Annotated in this window: 20 protein-coding genes and 4 tRNA genes; 9 read left to right on the top strand and 15 right to left on the bottom strand. The window is 70.2% G+C overall.

Annotated elements, in window-relative coordinates; genetic code table 11:
* Positions 1-43: 43 nt before the first annotated feature.
* Positions 44-1,078 carry an ABC transporter substrate-binding protein gene (locus Ato02nite_RS29775; protein WP_213009965.1) on the bottom strand — a complete coding sequence of 345 codons (1,035 nt, stop codon included), beginning with the start codon at positions 1,076-1,078 and terminating at the stop codon, positions 44-46.
* Between the two features lie 303 nt (positions 1,079-1,381).
* On the opposite strand from Ato02nite_RS29775, the gene Ato02nite_RS29770 reads away from it, so the two are divergent.
* Positions 1,382-2,014, top strand: a complete 633-nt coding sequence (locus Ato02nite_RS29770) for a GntR family transcriptional regulator (protein WP_213009964.1) — start codon at positions 1,382-1,384, stop codon at positions 2,012-2,014.
* Positions 2,015-2,025: 11 nt separating this feature from the next.
* On the top strand, positions 2,026-2,955 hold the full coding sequence (locus Ato02nite_RS29765; RefSeq protein ID WP_213009963.1) for a DUF6282 family protein: 930 nt from the start codon (positions 2,026-2,028) through the stop codon (positions 2,953-2,955).
* A gap of 115 nt (positions 2,956-3,070) precedes the next feature.
* Here the strand turns inward: Ato02nite_RS29765 and Ato02nite_RS29760 are convergent, their stop codons facing one another.
* Genes Ato02nite_RS29760 through Ato02nite_RS29750 form a run of 3 tightly spaced genes read right to left on the bottom strand, consistent with a single transcriptional unit; the run spans position 3,071 to position 5,804 of the window.
* Positions 3,071-3,886, bottom strand: coding sequence for a serine hydrolase domain-containing protein (locus Ato02nite_RS29760; protein ID WP_213009962.1), 816 nt, complete (start codon positions 3,884-3,886; stop codon positions 3,071-3,073).
* A gap of 44 nt (positions 3,887-3,930) precedes the next feature.
* Positions 3,931-4,566, bottom strand: a complete 636-nt coding sequence (locus tag Ato02nite_RS29755) for a response regulator transcription factor (protein WP_213009961.1) — start codon at positions 4,564-4,566, stop codon at positions 3,931-3,933.
* Complete coding sequence (locus Ato02nite_RS29750; RefSeq protein ID WP_213009960.1) at positions 4,518-5,804, bottom strand: sensor histidine kinase; 1,287 nt, start codon at positions 5,802-5,804, stop codon at positions 4,518-4,520. Before Ato02nite_RS29750 ends, Ato02nite_RS29755 begins: the two co-directional genes overlap by 49 nt.
* A gap of 110 nt (positions 5,805-5,914) precedes the next feature.
* Here Ato02nite_RS29750 and Ato02nite_RS29745 point away from each other — a divergent pair, with 110 nt between their 5' ends.
* Positions 5,915-6,910, top strand: coding sequence for a fatty acid desaturase family protein (locus Ato02nite_RS29745; RefSeq protein WP_213009959.1), 996 nt, complete (start codon positions 5,915-5,917; stop codon positions 6,908-6,910).
* On the opposite strand, the gene Ato02nite_RS29740 is transcribed toward Ato02nite_RS29745, so the two are convergent.
* The gene (locus Ato02nite_RS29740) at positions 6,907-8,667 is read right to left on the bottom strand and encodes a pyruvate dehydrogenase (RefSeq protein WP_213009958.1); all 1,761 of its coding nucleotides are present in this window, start codon (positions 8,665-8,667) and stop codon (positions 6,907-6,909) included. The two genes, Ato02nite_RS29745 and Ato02nite_RS29740, sit on opposite strands and share 4 nt — an antisense overlap.
* Positions 8,668-8,718: 51 nt before the next feature.
* Between Ato02nite_RS29740 and Ato02nite_RS29735 the strand changes: the two genes are divergently transcribed.
* Both Ato02nite_RS29735 and Ato02nite_RS29730 read left to right on the top strand, forming a co-directional pair.
* Entirely contained in the window at positions 8,719-9,498 is a 780-nt protein-coding gene (locus Ato02nite_RS29735) for an SDR family NAD(P)-dependent oxidoreductase (protein ID WP_213009957.1), read from the top strand.
* Complete coding sequence (locus Ato02nite_RS29730; protein ID WP_213009956.1) at positions 9,495-10,340, top strand: oxygenase MpaB family protein; 846 nt, start codon at positions 9,495-9,497, stop codon at positions 10,338-10,340. The genes Ato02nite_RS29735 and Ato02nite_RS29730 overlap by 4 nt, the downstream gene beginning before the upstream one ends.
* Here the strand turns inward: Ato02nite_RS29730 and Ato02nite_RS29725 are convergent, their stop codons facing one another.
* A complete protein-coding gene (locus Ato02nite_RS29725) occupies positions 10,341-10,730 on the bottom strand; it encodes a cupin domain-containing protein (protein ID WP_213009955.1) in 390 nt (129 codons plus the stop codon).
* Between the two features lie 56 nt (positions 10,731-10,786).
* Here Ato02nite_RS29725 and Ato02nite_RS29720 point away from each other — a divergent pair, with 56 nt between their 5' ends.
* Positions 10,787-11,326, top strand: a complete 540-nt coding sequence (locus tag Ato02nite_RS29720) for a histidine phosphatase family protein (RefSeq protein ID WP_213009954.1) — start codon at positions 10,787-10,789, stop codon at positions 11,324-11,326.
* 85 nt (positions 11,327-11,411) lie between these two features.
* Here the strand turns inward: Ato02nite_RS29720 and Ato02nite_RS29715 are convergent, their stop codons facing one another.
* The 9 genes from Ato02nite_RS29715 to Ato02nite_RS29675 form a co-directional block, all read right to left on the bottom strand.
* A complete protein-coding gene (locus tag Ato02nite_RS29715; protein ID WP_213009953.1) occupies positions 11,412-11,723 on the bottom strand; it encodes a hypothetical protein in 312 nt (103 codons plus the stop codon).
* 18 nt (positions 11,724-11,741) lie between these two features.
* The gene (locus tag Ato02nite_RS29710) at positions 11,742-12,398 is read right to left on the bottom strand and encodes a DUF4386 domain-containing protein (RefSeq protein WP_213009952.1); all 657 of its coding nucleotides are present in this window, start codon (positions 12,396-12,398) and stop codon (positions 11,742-11,744) included.
* A 26-nt stretch (positions 12,399-12,424) separates the two neighbouring features.
* Positions 12,425-12,499: transfer RNA gene (locus Ato02nite_RS29705), tRNA-Lys, on the bottom strand.
* Positions 12,500-12,503: 4 nt separating this feature from the next.
* Positions 12,504-12,577, bottom strand: a tRNA-Arg gene (locus Ato02nite_RS29700).
* Positions 12,578-12,581: 4 nt separating this feature from the next.
* Positions 12,582-12,654, bottom strand: a tRNA-Met gene (locus tag Ato02nite_RS29695).
* 6 nt (positions 12,655-12,660) lie between these two features.
* Positions 12,661-12,733 (bottom strand) — tRNA-Ala (locus Ato02nite_RS29690).
* Positions 12,734-13,089: 356 nt separating this feature from the next.
* Complete coding sequence (locus Ato02nite_RS29685) at positions 13,090-13,923, bottom strand: hypothetical protein (protein WP_213009951.1); 834 nt, start codon at positions 13,921-13,923, stop codon at positions 13,090-13,092.
* An 81-nt stretch (positions 13,924-14,004) separates the two neighbouring features.
* A complete protein-coding gene (locus tag Ato02nite_RS29680) occupies positions 14,005-15,003 on the bottom strand; it encodes a TAXI family TRAP transporter solute-binding subunit (RefSeq protein ID WP_213009950.1) in 999 nt (332 codons plus the stop codon).
* Position 15,004: 1 nt separating this feature from the next.
* Entirely contained in the window at positions 15,005-17,047 is a 2,043-nt protein-coding gene (locus Ato02nite_RS29675) for a TRAP transporter permease (protein ID WP_213009949.1), read from the bottom strand.
* A gap of 96 nt (positions 17,048-17,143) precedes the next feature.
* On the opposite strand from Ato02nite_RS29675, the gene Ato02nite_RS29670 reads away from it, so the two are divergent.
* From Ato02nite_RS29670 to Ato02nite_RS29660, 3 genes are all read left to right on the top strand, one after another.
* Entirely contained in the window at positions 17,144-18,010 is an 867-nt protein-coding gene (locus tag Ato02nite_RS29670; protein ID WP_213009948.1) for a CDP-alcohol phosphatidyltransferase family protein, read from the top strand.
* A 49-nt stretch (positions 18,011-18,059) separates the two neighbouring features.
* Positions 18,060-18,701, top strand: coding sequence for a dioxygenase family protein (locus Ato02nite_RS29665; protein WP_213009947.1), 642 nt, complete (start codon positions 18,060-18,062; stop codon positions 18,699-18,701).
* A gap of 85 nt (positions 18,702-18,786) precedes the next feature.
* Entirely contained in the window at positions 18,787-20,454 is a 1,668-nt protein-coding gene (locus Ato02nite_RS29660) for an AMP-binding protein (protein ID WP_213009946.1), read from the top strand.
* Positions 20,455-20,460 lie beyond the last annotated feature (6 nt).

Below are 20,460 nucleotides of genomic sequence, written 5' to 3'. Positions count from 1 at the left end.
AGAGCGTGCGCGGGGCGGGAGCTTACCCGCCCCGCGCAGTGCGTCAGCTGGCCGGGATGAAGCTGAAGTCGACGACCTTGTCCGGCGTGAGGCCGGCCGGGATCAGGCCGTTGCCCTGCAGAACCGCGATGCTGCGGGCCACCCGCTCCTGGTCGAGGTGGCCGAGCGGGGCACCGTTCGGCGGGGCCACGTACGGCTTCATGGCGTTGATCTCACCGACGGCCGCGGGGATGGCGGCGGTGGGCTCGGCCTTGTTCATGATGCTGGCGGCCTCGTCGGGGTGGTCGACGGCGTACTGCAGGCCCTTCATGGCGGCCTCGGTGAACTTCTTCACCAGGTCCTTGTCGCTGGCGATGAGCTCCTCGCGGGCGATGATCGCGTTGCCGAACAGGTCGGACAGGTACTCCGAGTACGGCATCACGGTCACCTCCTTCTTGGAGGCGGTCTCCAGGGCCTTCTTGCTGAGCAGGAAGGTCGACAGCGCGTCCACCTTGCGCTGGGCCATCAGGCCGTTCAGCGCGGTGGTCTGCGCGCCCTGCAGCTTGACCTTGGTGGGGTCGAGGCCGGCCTGCTTCGCGTACGCCGGGAACAGCAGCTCGCTGACCGAGCCGGTGCCGGTGCCGACGGTCTTGCCGGTCAGGTCGGTCGGCTTGGTGATCTTGGTGTCGGCGGTGGTCATGATGGACACCAGCGTCTGCTGGTGCACCGCGGCGACCGCGCGCCAGTTGGTGAACTTGCCCAGGCCGGCCTGGATCTCGGCGCCGGTGAAGTCGAGGGCCGCGAACTGTGCCCCGCCCGACTTGATCAGCGTGAGGTTCTGGACGTTACCGGTGCCCTTCTGGATGTCGACGTCGATGCCGGCGTCCTTGAAGAAGCCCTTCTCCTTCGCCACCCATACGAAGGAGTCACGGCCCACGGCGCCGAACGCCGTCACGTAGGTGACCTTCTTCAGGTCGCCGCTCCCCGCACCGACGGTCGAGCCGCCGTCGCTGGAGCTGTCGTCCTTGGAGCAAGCACTGGCCGTCACGAGCACCGTGGCGAGCAGCGTAGCCGCCAGCACACGAGAGCGTCTGAACATCCCTAAGCCTCCTGAGAATCCGCCGGTCCGATCGGCGGCGATGACTGTTCGTCTGACCTGCATGGACGGTCTGTCAATTGACGATCGTCCGTTCGGGGCCGCGTCCGGTCGAAATCGTAGAGCAGGGGGTCTCACCTGTCATCGCACCCTTATCGGGCGAAAGCGGCCGTCATATACTGGCCATCGCCCTCCGAAATGGACATCGATGCAGGTCAAGCGGCGGTTGACAGCTTTCCGGCCGGACGCGATGCTGTGCACAAGATTGTGAGCAATCCGTGGCTCTTCTGAGGGGGACAGCTTTTCGTGACGTCGCCTGCCGTCGACGACGCCTACGAGCGGTTGCGGTCCCTGATCCACAGCGGCGAGCTGATGCCCAACGAGCGCCTCGTCGAGGCCGACCTCGCCCAGCGATTACAGGTCAGCCGGGCGATCGTGCGCACCGCGCTGGTCCGCCTCGGCCAGGACGGGGTGGTCGTGCACACCCCGCACCGCGGCGCCCGGGTACGGGTGGTCACCGACGCCGAGGCGGTGGAGATCCTCCAGGCCCGCGCGGTGCTGGAGGCCCTCACCGCGCGGCAGGCCGCGGCCCGCGCGACCGCCCGGGAGATCGCCGGGATCCGCCGGGCACTGGCCGGCATGGAACGCAAACTCGCGGACGGCGACCTGCTCGGCTACTCGGACGGCAACGCGGCCCTGCACGCCGCGATCATCGCGGCGGCCCGGCACGAGACGGCGGCCCGGCTGATCGCCGGCCTGCGCGGGCAGATGGTGCGCTTCCAGTTCCGCACCATCCTGGTCCCCGGAAGGGCCCCTGACTCGCTGGCCGAGCACACCGCGATCGTCGACGCGATCGCCGGCCGCGACCCGGACGCCGCCGAGAAAGCCATGCGGCACCACCTGAGCCACGTCGAGGCGGCCCTGTCCCGCCGACGCTGATATGGAGAACAATGAGCGAGCATCCCGTCCCGTCCGCCACCGCCCGCGAGCTCGTCGCCGGTGGGTATGACACGCACGTGCACATCGCGCCCGACGTGATGGAACGGCGCATCGACGACCTGTCCCTGGCCCGCCGGTTCGCCGCCGTGGGCCTCGCCGGATTCGTCATCAAATCGCATTACCTGACGACCGCCGAGCGGGCCTCGGTGGTGCGGGCGGCGGTGCCCGGCACCGACGTGCTGGGCGCGATCACCCTGAACGGCTCGATGGGCGGCATGAACCCGGCCGCCGTGGAGATCGCCGGCCGGCTCGGCGCCCGGATCGTCTGGATGCCCACGGTCGACTCCCGCAACCAGCGCAGCAGCACGGCCAGCGACCTGCCCGGCAGCAAGCCGGCGATGTGGGGCGCGCTCCAGGCCGACCTGCACGCGCAGGGCATCGTCCCCGATGTGGTCGAGGTCCTCGCCGACACCGGCGAGGTGCTCGAACAGGTCCGCAAGGTGCTACGGGTGATCGCTCGGCACGACATGGTCCTGGCCACCGGCCACCTGTCGGCCCCGGAGATCCTCGCGGTGGTCCGAGCCTCGAAAGAGGAGGGCGTCCGCCGGGTGGTCGTCACCCACCCGGAATTCACGTCCCAGCGGCTGACGGTTCCGCAGCAGCAGGAACTGGCGGCCGAGGGCGCCCTGCTGGAGCGATGCTTCACGACGCCGTACACCGGCAAGGTGTCCTGGGAGGACCTGTTCGCCAACATCCGGGCCGTCGGCCCGGAGCATTCCGTGCTCTCCAGCGACCTCGGGCAGCCGTTCAACCCGCCGGTCGAGGACGGGCTGGCCCTCTTCGCGGCCCGCCTGCTGGCCGCCGGCTTCACCGAGGACGAGATCCGGACGATGGCGGTCGAGAATTCCCGGCGCCTGGCCGCGGACCCCAAAAGCCTTTAGCCGTACGCCTTCTCGGCTCACCAAACGCAATCGGCGGGCCCCGCCGCCACCGGCGCGGCCTTTCCGCTGGCCGCGGGCCGTTGCGCGACTTTCGCGCGTGGCTCGCGCCGGGCCGCTACCGGATCGGCTCCTGCTCGGTGAGGCCGACCAGCTGTTTGCCGAGGGACTCGGCCGGCTGCGGGTCGTCGGTCAGCGCGATGACGATGGCGGACGTGGCGGTGGCCGGCGAGGCGACGACGAAGGTGACGCAGCCGGGCGACCGGCCGGTGTTGGCGTAGGCGGGACCTCGATCGCCGGGCAGGATGTGCGAACCCCAGGCGTACGGCACGAGAGCACCATCGCGCATCTTTCCCGGCTGGCGCAGCAGCGCGGTGAGGCGGGGGCCGAGAGCGCCGATGTGCATCGCCTCCGCCCAGCGCAGCATGTCCCGTGCGGTCGACCAGACCTCGCTGCCGGAGCGAACCTGTGTCGAGGCCATGCCCAGCGGGGTGAACAGGTGCTTCTGGGCGATCTCGGCGACCGGACGGCCGCCGGCCCGCTCGGCCAGGGTCGTGAGGCAGGCGTACCCGATGTCGCTCGGCGAGAAGACCGTCCCGGGCTCGGCCTGCGGCTCGGGCAACGTCTCCATCGGGTCGCCGGGATCGGCCTTCTCGGGCAGCCCGCTGGTGTGGTGGATCAGGTGGTGAAGGCGGATCGGCGCGGCCCAGGCCGGCAGTTCGGGCAGCAACGTCCGCACCGGCAGGCTGGGATCCAGATCGCCCTGCCGCACGAGAATCGCGACGCAGGCGGCCACGATCCAGTTTCCGGCGGCCGCCACGCAGACGACGGTTTCGGCCTGTTCCGCCGCGTCACCGAGCCAGGTGACACCGGCGGAATTCGCGTAGCCGGCCGTCATCCCACCGGGCAACGGCATCTCCTCGTCAACTGGCACGCCGACAAGATAGCGAGCCTCGCGCCCGGCCGCCGGACTCGCGGTCAGGCGTTGAGGTAGGCGAGCACGGCCAGGACCCGGCGGTTGTCGTCTTCGGACGGGGGCAGGCCGAGCTTGGTGAAGATGTTGTTGATGTGCTTGCTCACCGCTTTTTCCGTCACGAACAGGCGGCCCGCTATCGCCGCGTTGGAGCGGCCCGCGGCCATTTCGCCGAGCACCTCGCGTTCGCGGGCGGTCAGCACGTCGAGCGGGCGGCTGCGGTCGAGGAGCCGGGCCACCACCTCCGGGTCCATCACCGTGCCGCCGCGCGCCACCTGGCGCACCGCGTCGATGAACTGGGCCACGTCGGAGACGCGGTCCTTCAGCAGGTAGCCGACACCGCCGCTGCGGTCACCGAGCAGCTCGCGCGCGTACAGCGGCTCGACGTGCTGGGACAACACCAGGACCGGCTGGCCGGGCACGGCCTCGCGGACCGCGATCGCCGCCTGCAGGCCCTCGTCGGTGAACGTCGGTGGCAGCCGCACGTCGACGACCGCGACGTCCGGCTTGTGGTCGAGCAGCGCGGGCAGCAGGGCCGGGCCGTTGTCGACGGCCGCGACGACCCGGAACTCGAATGCCTCCAGCAGTCGCGTCAGTCCGTCCCGGAGGAGAGCGTGGTCCTCGGCGATGACAACGCGCACGGCAACTCCATGGTCACGATGGTCGGCCCGCCGGGCGGGCTGGACAGCGTCATCGTGCCATCGAAAGCGGCCAGACGGCGGCCGATGCCCTTGAGGCCCGTGCCACGGTCGGGGTCGGCGCCGCCCCGGCCGTCGTCGCCGACCTCCATGCGCAGGGTGTCGCCGTCGCGCCGCATGGTCACGTAGGCGACCGTGGCCCCGCTGTGCACCGTCGCGTTGGACAGCGCCTCGGCGACCGCGAAGTAGGCCGCCGACTCGACCGGGATGTCGAGCCGGCCGGTCACCTCGGACTCGACCGCGGTCGGGAGACGCAGGTTGAGGGCGAGCGCCCGGACCGCGCCGTCGAGCCCGCGCTCGGCCAGCACCGGCGGGTGGATGCCGCGGACCAGGTGGCGCAGCTCGACCAGCGCGGTCGAACTGGCCTCGCGGGCCTCGACGAGCAGCCGCCGGGCGCTTTCCGGGTCACGGCCGAGCATCTCCTCGGCGAGGCCGATGGTCATGCCGAGCGAGACGAGCCGGGCCTGGGCGCCGTCGTGCAGGTCGCGCTCGATGCGGCGCAGCTCGGCGGCCTGGGCGTCCACCGTGTCGGCCCGGCTGTGCGACAGCTGGGTGACCCGGGCCCGCAGCCGGGCGTTGGTGGTGGGAGCCAGCAGCAGCCGGTTGAACAGCGCGTCGTAGCGGCGCAAGTAGGGCGCGACGGCCAGTCCGATCGCCAGGAACAGGGCGCCCTGCGGCAGCGACAGCAGGCCGTCGCTGACCGTCTCGATCGGCCAGATGACGCCGTAGCCGTACCACCCGGTGCCGAGCCAGATCCACAGTGGCAGCAGGACGATGCCCTCCACCCCGTAGACCGGGATGAGCAGCGTGGCGAATCCTCCAACCAGGCCGACGATCGCGCCGGGCACCAGCCAGGCCAGGTCACGCCAGGTGGCCGGGTCGGTGACGATCCACCGGTAGGCGCGCCAGCCGACCGGGCGGGCGGCCGCCGGGCGGGGACGGTAGGGCCGCTCGATCGTCACGCCGTGCCACCCGGCGACCGCGCGGGCGGCGTCGGTCCGCAGCCGCACCAGCGCGGTCACCGCCGGCAGCAGGATCAGGCCGAGGCCCAGGACCGGGGTCAGCGCGAGGGCGACGACGAACAGGACGAGCAGCAGGAAATTGGTGACCGAGAGGGCGACGGCGAGCGCCCCGCCGGCCACCGCCCGCAGGCCCTCCCGAAGCCAGTCTCTCGTCTCCATGCCACCATCCTGGCGGGTCGGGGCGCGGAACTCAGTAGTGCTAGCACTACTACCGAAAGTAGGTCTGGCACTCCTGACTCGGCGCCCGCGAACCGGTTGAGTTAGCCGGCATGACGACCACGACAGCGCGACCGCGCAGCGACTTCGCGGAGCTGGGCCGCCGCATCAACGCGGCCGGCCTCCTGGAGCGACGGCCGGCCTACTACGCCGTACGCCTCGGTGCGGTGACCGCGGCCCTGGCCGCCGGTTGGACCGCGTTCTTCCTGATCGGTTCCTCCTGGTGGACCCTGGCCGTGGCGGTCTTCCTGGCGGTGGTGTTCGCCCAGGTCGCGCTGGTCGCCCACGACCTGGCCCACCGGCAGGTGTTCCGCACCAACGCGCCGAGCCGCCGGGCCGGCCTGATCGCCGGCAACCTGGCGATCGGCATGTCCTACGGCTACTGGATGGACAAGCACACCAAGCACCACGCCAACCCCAACCACGACGACCTCGACCCCGACGTCGGCCCGGGTGTCCTGGTGTGGAGCCCGGAGGCCGCCCGCGGCAAGGGATTCCTCACCCGCTACCAGGCGTGGTTCTTCTTCCCGCTGCTCACCCTGCTCGGCATCTCACTGCACCGGGACAGCATCCGGGCGCTGCGCGACGGCACGGTGAAGCAGCGCGGCCTGGAGAGCGTGCTGCTGGCGGTGCACCTGATCGGCTACGCGGCGGCGCTGCTCCTGGTGCTGTCGCCGCTGCAGGCGCTGGTCTTCTTCGTGGTGCACCAGGCCCTGTTCGGGGTCTACCTGGGCCTGACCTTCGCGCCCAACCACAAGGGCATGCCGCATCCGACCGGCAACGAGGACTACCTCCGCAAGCAGGTGCTGACGTCGCGCAACGTGCGTGGCGGCTGGTTCGTCGACAACGCGCTGGGCGGCCTCAACTACCAGATCGAGCACCACCTGTTCCCGTCCATGCCGACGCCCAACCTGCGCAAGGCACAGCCGATCGTCCAGCGCTACTGCGCGGAGATCGGCGTGCCCTACGAGGAGACGTCTCTGGTGGAGTCGTACGCGCAGGCCCTGCGCCACCTGCACGAGGTCGGCGCCGAGCTGCGTCGGGCCTAACGCGGGATGTTGCGCAGGTTGGTGCGGGCCAGGTGCGCCATCTGGCCCACCCCGCCGGCCAGCACGGTCCGGCCCATCGCCAGGGCGAAACCGCTGGCCTCCTCCTTGGTGATGTGCGGCGGCAGCTCCAAGGCGTCCGGGTCGGTGAGCACGTCGAGCAGGGCCGGTCCGTCGTGGTCGAGCACCTCACGCATGGCGGCGCGCAGGTCGGCGGCCTTCTCCACCCGTACGGTGTGGAAGCCCGCCGCCCGGGCGATCGCCGCGAAGTCGACGTTGTCATGGTCGGTCTCGAACGGCGGGTCGCCGGCCACCAGCATCTCCAGCCGCACCATGCCGAGGCTCGAATTGTTGAAGACCACCACCTTCACCGGCAGCCGGTGGGTGCGGGCCGTGAGTAGCTCGCCGAGCAGCATCGACAGGCCACCGTCACCCGACATCGACACCACCTGCCGGCGGCGGTCGAGCATCTGCGCGCCGAGCGCCTGCGGCAGCGCGTTCGCCATCGTGCCGTGCACCCACGAGCCGAGCAGCCGGCGCTTGCCGTTGGGGGTGATGTAACGGGCGATCCACGAGCAGCACATGCCGGTGTCGGCGGTGAAGACCGCGTCGTCGGCGGCCTCCTCGTCGAGCACCCGGGCGACGTACTCGGGATGGATCGGCGAGAGGTTCTCGATGTCGTGGGTGTAGGCGCCGACCACCCGGTCCAGCTCTTTCGAGTGCTGGTGCAGCATCTTGTCGAGGAACTCGCGGCCCTTCGGCTCGAGTTTCGGCAGCAGCGCCCGGATGGTCGCGCCGACGTCACCGGCCACCCCCATCTCCAGGGCGCTGCGCCGGCCCAGCCGGGACGGGTCGATGTCGACCTGCACGGTGTTCTTCTGCGGCAGGAACTGCCGGTAGGGAAAATCGGTGCCGAGCAGCAGGAGCAGGTCGGCCTCGTGGCACGCCTCGTAACAGGAGCCGTAACCGAGCAGGCCCGACATGCCCACGTCGTAGGGGTTGTCGTACTGCAGCGATTCCTTGCCGCGCAGGCTGTGCCCGACCGGCGCGTTCAGCCGCTCGGCCAGGGCGAGCACCTCGTCCCGGGCCCCCGCGCAGCCGATCCCGCCGAAGATGGCGACCTTGTCCGCGCGGTTGATCCGCTCGGCCAGCGCGTCGATCACCTCGGCCGGCGGCGCGCCGAGGACCCGCCCGGCCATCGGGTGTCCCTCACCGGTGTCGTTGACCGCGTCCGCCTCCAGCACATCACCCGGCACCACCAGCACCGCGGCGCCCAGCTTGCCCACCGCGGCCTGGATGCCGACCCGTGCCATCCGCGGCATCTGCTCGGCCGACGACACCATCTCGGTCCAGTGGCTGGCCTGCTCGAACAGGCGCTTCGGGTCGGTCTCCTGGAAGAACCCGGTGCCGATCTCGGTGGAGACGATGTGCGAGGCGATCGCCAGCACCGGCGCCCCCGACCGGTGCGCGTCGAAGACCCCCTGGATGAGGTGGGTGTTGCCGGGCCCGCAACTGCCGGCGCACACCGCGAGCTTGCCGGTGAGCTGCGCCTCGGCCGACGCCGCGAACGCCGCCGCTTCCTCGTTGCGCACGTGCACCCACTCGATGTCGCCGCTGCGCCGGATGGCGTCGCTCAGCGAATTGAGGCTGTCCCCCACGATGCCGTAGATCCGGCGCACACCCGACTGCACCAGCACCTCGACCAATTGGTCAGCGACCGTCTGCTTCTTCCCGAACACCCCGAGCCTCCCGCCCGTCATGGAACCGTGATGGGTGTACCCCCGCACATCACGCTCGGAACGGAGAACTCCATGGATCTGCGTCTCACCGGCAAGGTAGCCGTCATAACCGGAGGAAGTGCCGGTATCGGCCGGGCGATCGCCCACGGCCTGGCGGCCGAAGGCGTCGATCTGGTCCTGGTCGCCCGGGACGAGGACCGCCTGCGGTCGGTCGATCTTCCGGGCGTACGGGTGGTGACCGTCCCCGCCGACCTGACCGTTCCCGACGACGCGGCCCGGGTGGCCCTCGTCGTCGAGCAGGAGTTCGGCGGCGCCGACATCCTGATCAACAACGCCGGCACCGGCAGCGAAGAAAAGATCATGACGGCCGGGGACGACCGCTGGCAGTGGTACTGGGACCTGCACGTGATGGCCGCGGTCCGCCTCGCCCGGGCACTGGTCCCCGGCATGCGCAGCCGGGGCGGCGGGGTGATCCTCAACAACGGCTCGATCTGCGCGACCCAGCCGCTGGGTTACGAGCCGATCTACAACGTGACCAAGGCGGCCCTGGTCATGCTCTCGAAGTGCCTGGCCAACGAGCTGATCGGCGACAACATCCGGGTGAACGCGGTGAACCCCGGCCTGGTGATGACCGGCGACTGGGTCAAGACCGCGAAGCTGCTCACCGAGGGCACCGACCAGACCTGGGAGCAGTACCTGCAGAAGATCGCCGACGACAACGCCCCGATCGGCCGGTTCGCCACCCCCGAGGAGATCGCCGACCTGTTCGTCTTCCTCGCCTCCGACCGGGCCGCCTACACGGTGGGCTCCACCTATTACATCGACGGTGGTTGGTTGAATGTGACAACGTGAGAGACCGATACGCCAACCTGGCCGCCATCCGTGCCCTGGATCCCGCTCGCGACTACGAGCAGATCTTCCGGACGATGCTGCGTTTCGAGTTCCCGTGGGACATGCGGCTGGCCCTGAACCTGGCGTTCAACCGGTCCTTCTCCATCCCCCGCGTGGCCGAGACCCTGGTCGGCACCGGTGAACTGCTCGAACGTCCCCGCAAGCGGGCGGACGACACCGGCATCCTGATGTACGAGATGGTGCTGAACGGTTTCGCGCACCCCCGGGCCCGGGCCGCGATCCGCCGGATCAACCAGATCCACCGCCCGTACCGCGATTTCCCGGCCGACGACTACCTCTACGTCGTGGCCTGCGGCGTCGTCCTCCCGCTGCGCTGGCTGGACCGCTACGGCTGGCGCCGCCCCTGCTGCCACGAGCGGGAGGCGACGTACCGCTTCTTCGGCGAGCTGGCCCACCACATGAACATCCCCGGCATGCCGGGCTCGCTCCCCGAGACGGAGGCCTGGTTCGAGGCGTACGACCGCACCCACCTGCTGCCCAGCGCCGCCGCCACGGTCATCGAGCGCTCCACCCGCGAACGCATGCTGAAACGCCTGCCCCGCCCGCTGGCTCCGCTGGGCAATTCCCTGGTCAGCGCGATGTACGACGACCGCCAGCGCATGGCCACCGGCGTGCCCGCACCGGCCTGGCCGGTGCGGGCCGCCCTGCACGCGACCCTGAAGACAAGGTCACGCGTGATCCGGCATCTGCACCGCCCGAGGCCGGTCGGCCTCTTCGAGGACGGCATCCAGACCAAGACCTACCCCGACGGGTACGACATAGCAGAGCTCGGACCGGAGTAGTCAGAGCTGGTGGCCGATGGTGCTCTCGACGTGCCCGGGCAGGTCGCCGTCGTGGTGATCGCCGGTGGAGGACGTGCCGGTGGGCTCGAACATCAGGATGGCGCCGCCGGGCGACGACGGCTTGTGCGTCGTGCCCCTGGGCACCACGAACACCTCGCCGGTGTGCAGCGTGACGGTGCGTTCGGCGCCGTCGGCGTCGCGCAGGGCGATGTCGAACCGGCCGTCGAGCACCAGGAAGAACTCGTCGGTGTCCTCGTGGACGTGCCACACGTGCTCACCGCCGGTGTGCGCGATCCGGACGTCGTAGTCGTTGACCCGGGCCACGATGCGCGGGCTGTAGATCTGGTCGAAGGAGGCAAGCGCCGCTTGCAGATTGACCGGTGCGTCCATACCCCCAGTCTCGCTCCCCGGGCGTCCGGGTTGCGGCCCCGCGCGATCATCGGGCGATGGCGATCACCCGGCTGTACCTCGTACGCCACGGCGAGAAGGGCCCGGCCGGGCTTTCCGACCTCGGCCGCGACCAGGCCGAGCGGCTCGGCCGGCGGCTGAGCACGACCCCGTTCGCGGCGATCCACCACAGCCCGCTGCCCCGGGCCACGCGGACCGCCGAGATAGTCGCGGCCCACCTCCCGCTGGTCCCCCGGCACGTCTGCGACCACGTCGCCGACCGCACGCCGGTGCCGTCGGCCGGCCGGCGCGGCGAATACCCGGAGCGTTGGCACTCCTGGCTGGACGACGTGCCCGCCGAGGAACGCGATGAGGACGCGAAGGCCCTGACGGCCGCCGTCGAGCACTTCGGCGTCACCGGCGACCACGACCGCAACGAACTGCTGATCACCCACAACTTCGTGATCGGCTGGTTCGTCCGGCACGCACTCGACGCCCCGGAATGGCGCTGGATCGGCCTCAACCTGGACAACTGCGCGGTCACCGTCGTCCAGTGGGACAGCACCCGACCACCCCGGCTGATCAGTTTCAACACGTGAGGCGACGGCGTGATCCCGGGCTTTCGGACGTCCCGCGCGAACAGGCCGGATAGCGGTTCGACGGGGACCGCCGCGTCTGAGCTGATCACGCAGGTATTCCGGAACGGCCGGCGGCGACGATGGCCAGCACGCCGGCCGCGATGATCGGCAGGCCGATCGACAGGATGCCGAGCAGGCCCAGGACCAGCAGCAGCGCACCGGCGGCGAGCAGCGCCGGACGGCGAGCGCGGGCCGCGCCGATCGCGCCGTAGCCGGCCAGCACCGCGGCCACCGCCAGGCCGGCGACGAACCAGAGGGCCGGCTCGTTGCCCTGCCGGCTGATCAGTCCGAGGTAGACGGCGATCATGATCAGGGTGATCACGGCCGCGGCCACCGCCAACCGCTTTCCGGAGGTCATGCCCCATCGTGGCAGGAGTCAGGCGGTCAGAGAAGGGCGAAGGCCGCGGATGAGCAGGTAGAAGCCGAGCGCCAGTTCCCAGGCCGCGATCGGGAGGGCGGCCAGCGCGGCCGGCGCGGATCCCATGTCGTAGAGGCCGAAGAGGACCGCGATGTCGGAGGCCAGCAGCAGGGGTACGCCGATCAGGCCGACGACCGGGATGAGACGGGGCACCAGGCCGGACCGGAACAGCACGGTGGCCAGGAAGGCCGCGTTGACCACCGGCATCAGGCTCTGGCCGACCAGGAACGTCCCGTCGTAGACCCCGACCAGCGTGTGGCCGGCCGTGACCAGCGAGGCCGCGTCCGCGCCGGCCGCGTCGTCGCGCAGGGCCAGCAGGGTCAGCAGGCTTACCGCGCCGAGCAGGATCAGGCCGGCCTCCAGCAGCCGGGAACCGAGGAAACCCACGGCGGCGGTCTCGCTGCGCCGCCGCACGATCGGGAACAGCGCGACGGCGGTGCCGGCGCAGCACAGGGCCAGAACGATCTCGAGGAAGATGCCCCACGTGACGGGCGTGGCGCTGCCGGCTCCGAGCACGAAGTCGGCGTGGTCGCGCACCGGCCGATAGAGCGCGAGGGTGGGGATCGACGTGATGAAGGTCAGCAGGTAGAGGGCGCCGGCAACACGGGCATTCACGAGGGCGAATTCTACGGCCTGCCGGTTGGTGCGCCGCCGGGGTTTCGAACCCCGAACCCTCCGCTTAAGAGGCGGATGCTCTGCCGTTGAGCTAGCGACGCGTCGTGCCCCCGGGGAGATTCGAACTCCCGGCCTCCGGATTCGTAGTCCGGCGCGCTGTCCAGCTGCGCTACAGGGGCTTCGTGTCGTCGGGTGGTGTCGAACCAACCGGCCTCCGCCTTATGAGGGCGGCGCTCTTCCGCTGAGCTACGACGACGTGACGTGGACCCGGCCGGGATCGAACCGGCCACCTCCTGTGTGCAAGACAGGCGCTCTACCGAATGAGCTACGAGCCCTCCGACGGGGCGAGGAACGGCGGCGTACGCGTTGGCCGGGTAGCGCAAGTAATCCCGTCCAGCGAGCCGTAGCCAGCCCGCGAAACCGCCGTTCCTCGCCTATTCAAAACGCATTCAACAGCACGAAAAAGCCGCCCTCCCGGAGTGGGAGGGCGGCGACGGAAACCGTTACGGCATCAGCCGTTTCGCCAGCTCACTCCCGGGGAGCGCCACTTCGCCACGCGTCGCATGGCGGGGTCGATCAGACCGGCGGCCTGCCACATCATCTCGATCCCCTTTCGCGCGCTCTCCCTGCGGATGCTCCAAAGACTAATGCACCTCCGCGACACCGACAACGCCTTTTTGGTGAAGCGAATTCAAATGGACCAGCCGTCCCGGTATTCGACGGTCCGGAGGCGAAGCTCGCCGTACCAGGCGCCGGGGATCGGCTCGGTGCGGATCACCGCCGGGCGGTCCACCAGGACGCAGTGGCTCTCGCCGGGCCACCACCAGCCACCGGCCCGGGCGAGCGTCACCCACGTGCCGAAGGCGCCGACCGGGGCGGCCAGGCCGAGCCGGTGCAGGACGTCGGCGTGCCCGATCCACGCGGCGTCCTGATGGCCGTACCAGCAGACGGGCACCGCGTCGCGGGACGGAAAACCGGGGATCGCCGCGCGGATCGGGTTGTAGACCGCGTCGGCCAGGGTCCGGAAAAGAGCCTCCCGCACGCCCTGCCGCAGCAACTCGTGGAACGGCAGGCCGGCGTCGAGCGCCCGATCGGCCGGCAGCACGGGCCAGGGTTTGCCCTTCTGCCGCTGCAGCGGTTTCCGGTCCGGTGGCGGCTCGACGTAGGTCGCCGCCATCCTCGACCGCAGGTGGGACAACCCGGCCGCGATGTCGCTGGCGACCGGCCGGGCGCCACCGAGGTCGACTGCGGGCGGGCGGCCATCGCCGACGTACGACCGCAGGGTTTGGTGGGTGGGCAGGCCGGCCAGGTGGGACACGGCGGCCGCGGGTGAGAGCACCCAGTGGAACTCCGGACGGCTGCGCCGATGCCCGGCGTAGATCGAGGCGATGGCCTCTTCGGTGGCGGGTCGGTCGGCCGGCTCGGTGCTCAGACCGAGGCCCAGCCATTCGTCGCGGATCTTGGTGGCCTCGGCCCAGCGAAGGCCCGGCTGGAGCGCGGCATCACGCCGCGCGGTCGCGATCAAAGCGCGAGGGCGCGCACGCCCTTTCGAGTGCGGTTACGCATCTGATCATGATGACCGCGCGGCGCGGATCCGGCAACCGAATTACTGCGGGGCGCCCAGATCGTCCAGGGCCTTCACGGCACCGCGGTGCAGCGGGACCGGGTCGGTCTTGCGGGCCTTGTCGAGGGTGATCTCCTTGGCGGCCGCGTTGGCCTGCTCGAGCTGGGCCTTGCGGTCGAAGAGCACCTTGGTCAGCACGCACGCCACGTTCGGGTCGAGGTCGTCGCGCACCAGCAGGAAGTTGGGGACGATGACGGTCGGCACGTCGGCGGCCGTCTTGTAGGTGGCGGCCGGGATGGTCCCGGTCTCGTACACCGGGTTGATCTTCTGAAGGTCGGGCAGCACGCCGGTGATGTCCAGGAATTCAACCTTGCCGGCCGACGTGGTGAGCAGGTCGGTGATGCCGGGGGTGGGCAGGCCGCCCGACCAGAACAGCGCGTCGATCGAGCCGTCCTTCACACCGTCGACGGTCTTGGTGAGGTCGAGTTTCTGGGCGCTGATGTCCTTCGCCGGGTCGAGGCCGGCCGCGGTCAGCACCCGGTTGGCGATGACCTCGGTGCCGGATTTCGGCGATCCGGTGGAGACGCGTTTGCCGCGCATTCCGGCGACGTCCTTGATGCCGGCGGCTTTGCGCACGATGACCTGGGTGTAATTGGTGTGGATGCGGGCCAGCGCCGCGACCGGCTGTTTGCTGGTGAAACTCCCGGTGCCGTTGATGGCGTCAGCCGCAGTGTCGGCGAGCGAGAACGCCACGTTGTAGGTACCCGCGACCACCTGCTGAATGTTCTGCACCGAGGCGCCGGTCTCGGCCGCCGTGGCCTTGACCTTCCCGCCGGCGGCACCGATCTGTTCCGCATAGGCGTTGCCCAGCGCGAAATACACCCCGGTCGCATTTCCGGTGGCGATGCCGACCCGGGTGTCGGTGGCGACATCGCAGGTCACGTCGCCCCCGCTGTCGGTGGAGGCGGCATCCTGCCGCCCTCCGCAGCCGACCAGTCCGACGACCAGAAGCCCGACAACACCGATTACCGTTCGTCTCATCTCAACCCCGTTCGGTAGGCGTTTCCCCATCTTCGGCAAGACCGGCGGAATCTTCCGGGATCGACCCCGCCGAGCGGCGGCGCACGAAGGCCCACCCGGCCGCCGCGACCAGGGCCGTCACACCTATCGCGATCGTCAACGGCTCCAGGTAGAGAAGCAGTAGGCCGGCCACCGCGGCGAGCAACCTGCTCGGCGTACCCGCGGCTCCTATTCCTGGCACCCACCCGCCGGTCGCCACCGCGAGCCCGAGCACCGCGAGGGCCGCGACGACCGTCGTCCAAAGAATGTCCACGAAGGAGCCGCGGGCCAGCAGCGAGGACCCGGAATCGGTGAGGACGAACGCCACCGGGACCAGGAAGGCAGGCAGCGCGTACTTCAGCGCCTGCCACATGGTCGGTACCGTGCGGCCGCCGGTGATGGCGCTCGCGCCGACCGCGGCCAGCGCCGTCGGCGGGGTCACCTCGGACAGGACCGAGTAGTAGAAGACGAACATCGCGGCCGCCGGCGCCGGCACGCCGAGCCCGAGCAGGGCGGGCCCGATGATCACCCAGCCGATGATGAAGCTGGCCGTCACCGGAACGGCCAGGCCGAGGATGGCCAGGGCCACCGCGGCCAGCACGACGGTCAGCGCGAGCACCGCGGTCGGGTTCGAGGTGACCGCCTGCGCGCCGGAGACCAGCAGCGAGGCGAGCTGGGCGCCGAGGCCGGTCTTGGTGGTGGTGGCCGTGATGATGCCGGCGGCGGCGCACACCGCGACGACCGGCAGCACCCCGCGCACCCCGGCGGACAGCGCGGTGAACACCCGCGGCGGGGTCATCCGGCAGCGCGGGTCGAGGAACGAGAGCAGGAATGCGGCGAGGGTGGCGTAGACGACCGCCCGGGTGGCGCTGACGTCGAGGGCGAGCAGGACCACGATGAGGATGAGCGAGGAGAAGTGGTAGCCGAAGCGCAGCAGCAGGCGCCACGCGCTGGTGGCCGGCACCTCGATCGAGCGGACCCGGAACCGCCGCACGTCGATCTCGACCGCGAGCAGGATGCCCAGGTAGTAGAGCAGGGTGGGGATGGTCGCCCAGCCGAGGACGGTCAGGTAGGAGACATCCAGGTATTCGGCGACGATGAACGCGGCGGCGCCCAGCGTGGGCGGGGAGAGGATCGCGCCCACCCCGGCGGCGGCCAGCATGCCACCGGCCTGCTCGGGCGGGTAACCGGCCCGGCGCAGCAGCGGCCAGGTCACCGCGCCGACGCTGACCGCGGTGGCGGTGCCCGAGCCGGAGACGGTGCCGAGCAGGAAACCGGCGGCGACCGCGGTGCGGCCCGCGGCGCTGCGCGACCTGCGGAACGCGGCCACCGACAGGTCGACGAAGAAGCGGCTGGCGCCGGAGAGATCGAGAACTGCGCCGTAGATGGTGAACAGGACGATGTACGTGGCGGCGACGTCGAGCGGGGTGCCGTAGAAGCCGCTGCCCGAGTTGTAGAGCGCGTCGACGATCTGGGCGAAATCGAGGCCGGCGTGCGCGATCGGCCAGTTCTGCGGCAGGAGCCCGCCGTAGTAGCCGTAGGCGAGGAAGGCCAGGCAGACGATCGGCAGGGCGAGTCCGGTGGTGCGCCGGCAGGCCTCGACGACCAGGATCAGCAGGGCCGCGCCGAAGATGATGTCGATCGGCTGGAGGAGGCCTTGCCGGTCGAGGAATCCGTCGTAGCCCCCACGAAACGGATTGACCGGGTAGAGGCAGGCGATCAGGGCGAGAGCGGCGAGGAGCCAATCGGCCGGCGTCGGCCGCTCCCGGCCGCCTTTGCCAAATCGTGATCGATACGCGAGAAAGACCAGCGGAAGTGTTCCGGCCAAAAATATGATCAAGTAGAACTGACTGCCCCTTGCGAGCGGCCGGAACACCTGCCAGAGCACGAGCAGCGCCACCGCGAAGGCGACGAGCGAGACGCCCAGCCCGATCCGGCCGGAAAGGCTGCGAGCTGGGAGTTCTTCGTCGTCGTAGTGCACCGCGGGCGGGTCGACCACCGCCGAAGAGGATCGATCGACACCCATGTGACGGACAGTACTACGGCGAACATGAATGGTAACTATCCGATCAGTTACCGATACCACAGCATTTTCATAGCGATCTTCACTAACCTCCCGGCGGTGAACGTGACCTTGGAAGAGATCCGCGAGCGCACCTACAAGCCGCGCGACGCGTGGTGGACGGTGCTGCTGGTGGATCCGATCGCCGCCCGGCTGGTCCGGTTGGTCGCGCCGCACCGACGCATCACGCCGAACATGCTCACGCTGTTCGCCACCGTGCTCGGCCTGGTCGCGGCGGGCTGCTTCGCGATGCAGACCCGCTGGTGGCTGGTCGCCGGTGCGCTGCTGTTCCACCTGAGCTTCATCGTCGACTGCATGGACGGGAAGATCGCCCGGCTGAACGGCACCGGCTCGATCTTCGGCGCCTGGTTCGACTTCGTCTTCGACCGGATCCGGGTCTTCATCTGCGCGCTGGCCCTGTTCGGCGGGCAGTACCTGCACACCGACCGGATCGCCTACCTCTGGCTGCTCGCCGTCGTGGTCTTCCTGGACCTGTTCCGTTACCTCAACGGCAGCCAGATGGCCAAGGTCCGGCTGGAGATGCGTACCAAGCTGGACGAGGTCCTGCTGCCGGTCCGCGCGGCGCGGGAGCCGGACGAGACCGAAGATGTGGAAGAGGCGGACGAGGTTCCGGCCCGCAACGCGTCGTCGAAGCAGCGGGTCGGGGCGTTCCTGCGCCGCAACCGGATCCGGACCCACCTGTTCAGCGGCATCGAGTACGAGATGACGGTCTTCATCATCGCCCCGCTGACCGGCTGGCTGATTCCGGTCACCGTCGCGGCCGGCATCCTGCTGCTGATCTTCGAGTCCTGGCTGGTGTCGAAGTTGTGGCGGCAGACCCAGGCGTTCCCGGCCAGACTGCGGGCGGCCGAGGAGCAGGCGGCGGCGTTCACCGGGCTCACCCCGTACGAGAAGCACCCGATCTGAAACCGGGACCGGCGCACCCGCGCAACCCACCGCGGGTCGAATGGTCGGCATGCTGAAGCTGGAGACGCTGCACGACGGTGGACTGGCCCACGATTTCTCGCTGGTGTGCCGGCGCCGGATGACGGGCCTGGCCCGCGGCACGACGGTGGCGGCCCTCGCGGCCGGCCGCGCGTACTCCCCGCTGGTCCGCTCGGGCATCGTGCGCGGTGACCTCCGCCGTAGCTTCGGCACCGCGACCGGCGCGGCCCGCGGCGTGCCGCTCGACATCCGGCTGCGGATCACCAGCGCCAACTCGGGCCGCCCGCTGCCCGATTACGCCGTGTACCTGTGGCAGGGCGACCGGGACGGCAACTACTCGCTGTACGACGGCGGGCTGGAGCAGGAGAACTACCTGCGCGGCGTGCAGACCGCCGACACGGCCGGCTGGGTGCGGTTCACCAGCGTCTTCCCGGGGGCGCGCGAGGGCCGCTGGCCGCACCTGCACATCGAGGTCTACCCGAGTTTGGCCTGCCGGGACCTGCTGCACAGCGGGCAGATCGCGTTGCCCGGCGACGCCTGCGAGAAGGTGTACGCGACCGACGGTTACTCCGCCGAGCTCGACCCGACGGCGATGAGCCTGCCGCTGGAGATGGCGTGCGTGACCGGCGACGTGCGCCGCGGCATGGTGGCCACCCGCACGCTGAGTGTCTGAGATCATCGTTACCCCCACACGGGGGTGGCGTTCACCGCCCCGCCCGGCGCAGTCTGTGCTGATCAGGACGCGCTGAGGGGACATCATGGCGGGCACGGCGGCATTTCGGCAGGCACGGGACTTTCTGATCGAGCATGCCGACCGGTACGACGCGGCCCTGGCCGGGTTCGCCTGGCCGGAACTCGGCGAGTTCAACTGGGCCCTCGACTGGTTCGACGTGATCGCCGAGAACAACGACGCGCCGGCTCTCTGGATCGTCGAGGAGGACGGCTCCGAGCAGCGGTTCTCGTTCGCCGAGATGTCCCGCCGCTCCGACCAGGTGGCGAACTGGCTGCGGGCCCGGGGCGTCGAGCGCGGCGACCGGATCGTGGTGATGCTCGGCAACCAGCACGAGCTGTGGGAGACGATCCTGGCCGCGATGAAGCTGGGTGCTGTGCTGATCCCGGCGACGCCGCTGCTCGGCCCGGCCGATTCGGCCGGGCGGGTGGCTCGTGGCGGGGCCAAGCATGTGATCGCGGCCTCGTCGGCGGCCGCGAAGTTCGACGGCGTGGACGTCACCAGGATCGCTGTGGGTGCACCGGTGGACGGGTGGCTGACCTACGCCGAGGCGTACGCGCAAGATGCCGGATTTGTCCCGGGCGAGGCGACCCGCGCCACCGACACCCTGCTGCTGTACTTCACCTCCGGCACCACCGCCCGGCCGAAGCTCGTCGAGCACACCCACCAGTCCTACCCCGTCGGACACCTCTCGACGATGTACTGGATCGGCCTGCGCCCCGGCGACGTACACCTCAACATCTCCTCGCCCGGCTGGGCCAAGCATGCCTGGAGCAACGTCTTCGCCCCGTGGAACGCCGAGGCCTGCGTCTTCATCTACAACTACAGCCGGTTCGACGCCGGCCGGCTGATGGCCGAGATGCAACGCTGCGCAGTCACCAGCTTCTGTGCCCCGCCGACCGTGTGGCGGATGCTCATCCAGTCCGACCTGTCCGTGCTGCGCACCCCGCCGCGGCTGGTCGTCGGGGCCGGCGAGCCGCTCAACCCCGAGGTCATCGACCGGGTGCAGAAGGCCTGGGGAGTGACGATCCGGGACGGTTTCGGGCAGACCGAGACGACCGTGCAGATCGCCAACACGCCCGGCCAGCCGGTCAAGCCCGGCTCGATGGGCCGCCCGGTCCCCGGTTACCGGATCGAGCTGATCGACCCGGCGTCACAGGAGCCGGCCCTCGAGGGTGAGATCTGCGTGGCGCTCGACCCCCGGCCGGTCGGGCTGATGGTCGGCTACCACGGCGACGACGAGCTCACCGCGGAACGGATGGCCGGCGGTTACTACCACACCGGCGACGTGGCCTCCCGCGACGACGACGGCTACATCACCTACGTCGGGCGCACCGACGACGTGTTCAAGGCGTCCGATTACCGGATCTCGCCGTTCGAGCTGGAGAGCGTGCTCATCGAGCACGAGGCGGTGGTCGAGGCGGCCGTCGTTCCCTCGCCCGACCCGGTGCGCCTGGCGGTGCCCAAGGCCTACGTCGTGCTCGCGGAGGGATGGGACGCCTCCGCCGCGACCGCCGCGGCCATTTTCGCGTACGCGAAAGAGCACATGCCGCCGTACGCCCGGATCCGTCGCCTCGAGTTCTCGGCACTCCCGAAGACGATCTCCGGCAAGATCCGCCGCGTCGAGCTGCGAGCCGCTGAGCTGGTGAAGCACGCCGAGCCGGGGTCGACTCCGGACGGCGAATTCACCGGGTAAGTTTGC

The sequence above is a fragment of the Paractinoplanes toevensis genome (assembly GCF_018332695.1).
Classification (GTDB): Bacteria; Actinomycetota; Actinomycetes; order Mycobacteriales; family Micromonosporaceae; genus Actinoplanes; species Actinoplanes toevensis.
This window is presented reverse-complemented; position numbering and strand designations above follow the sequence as displayed.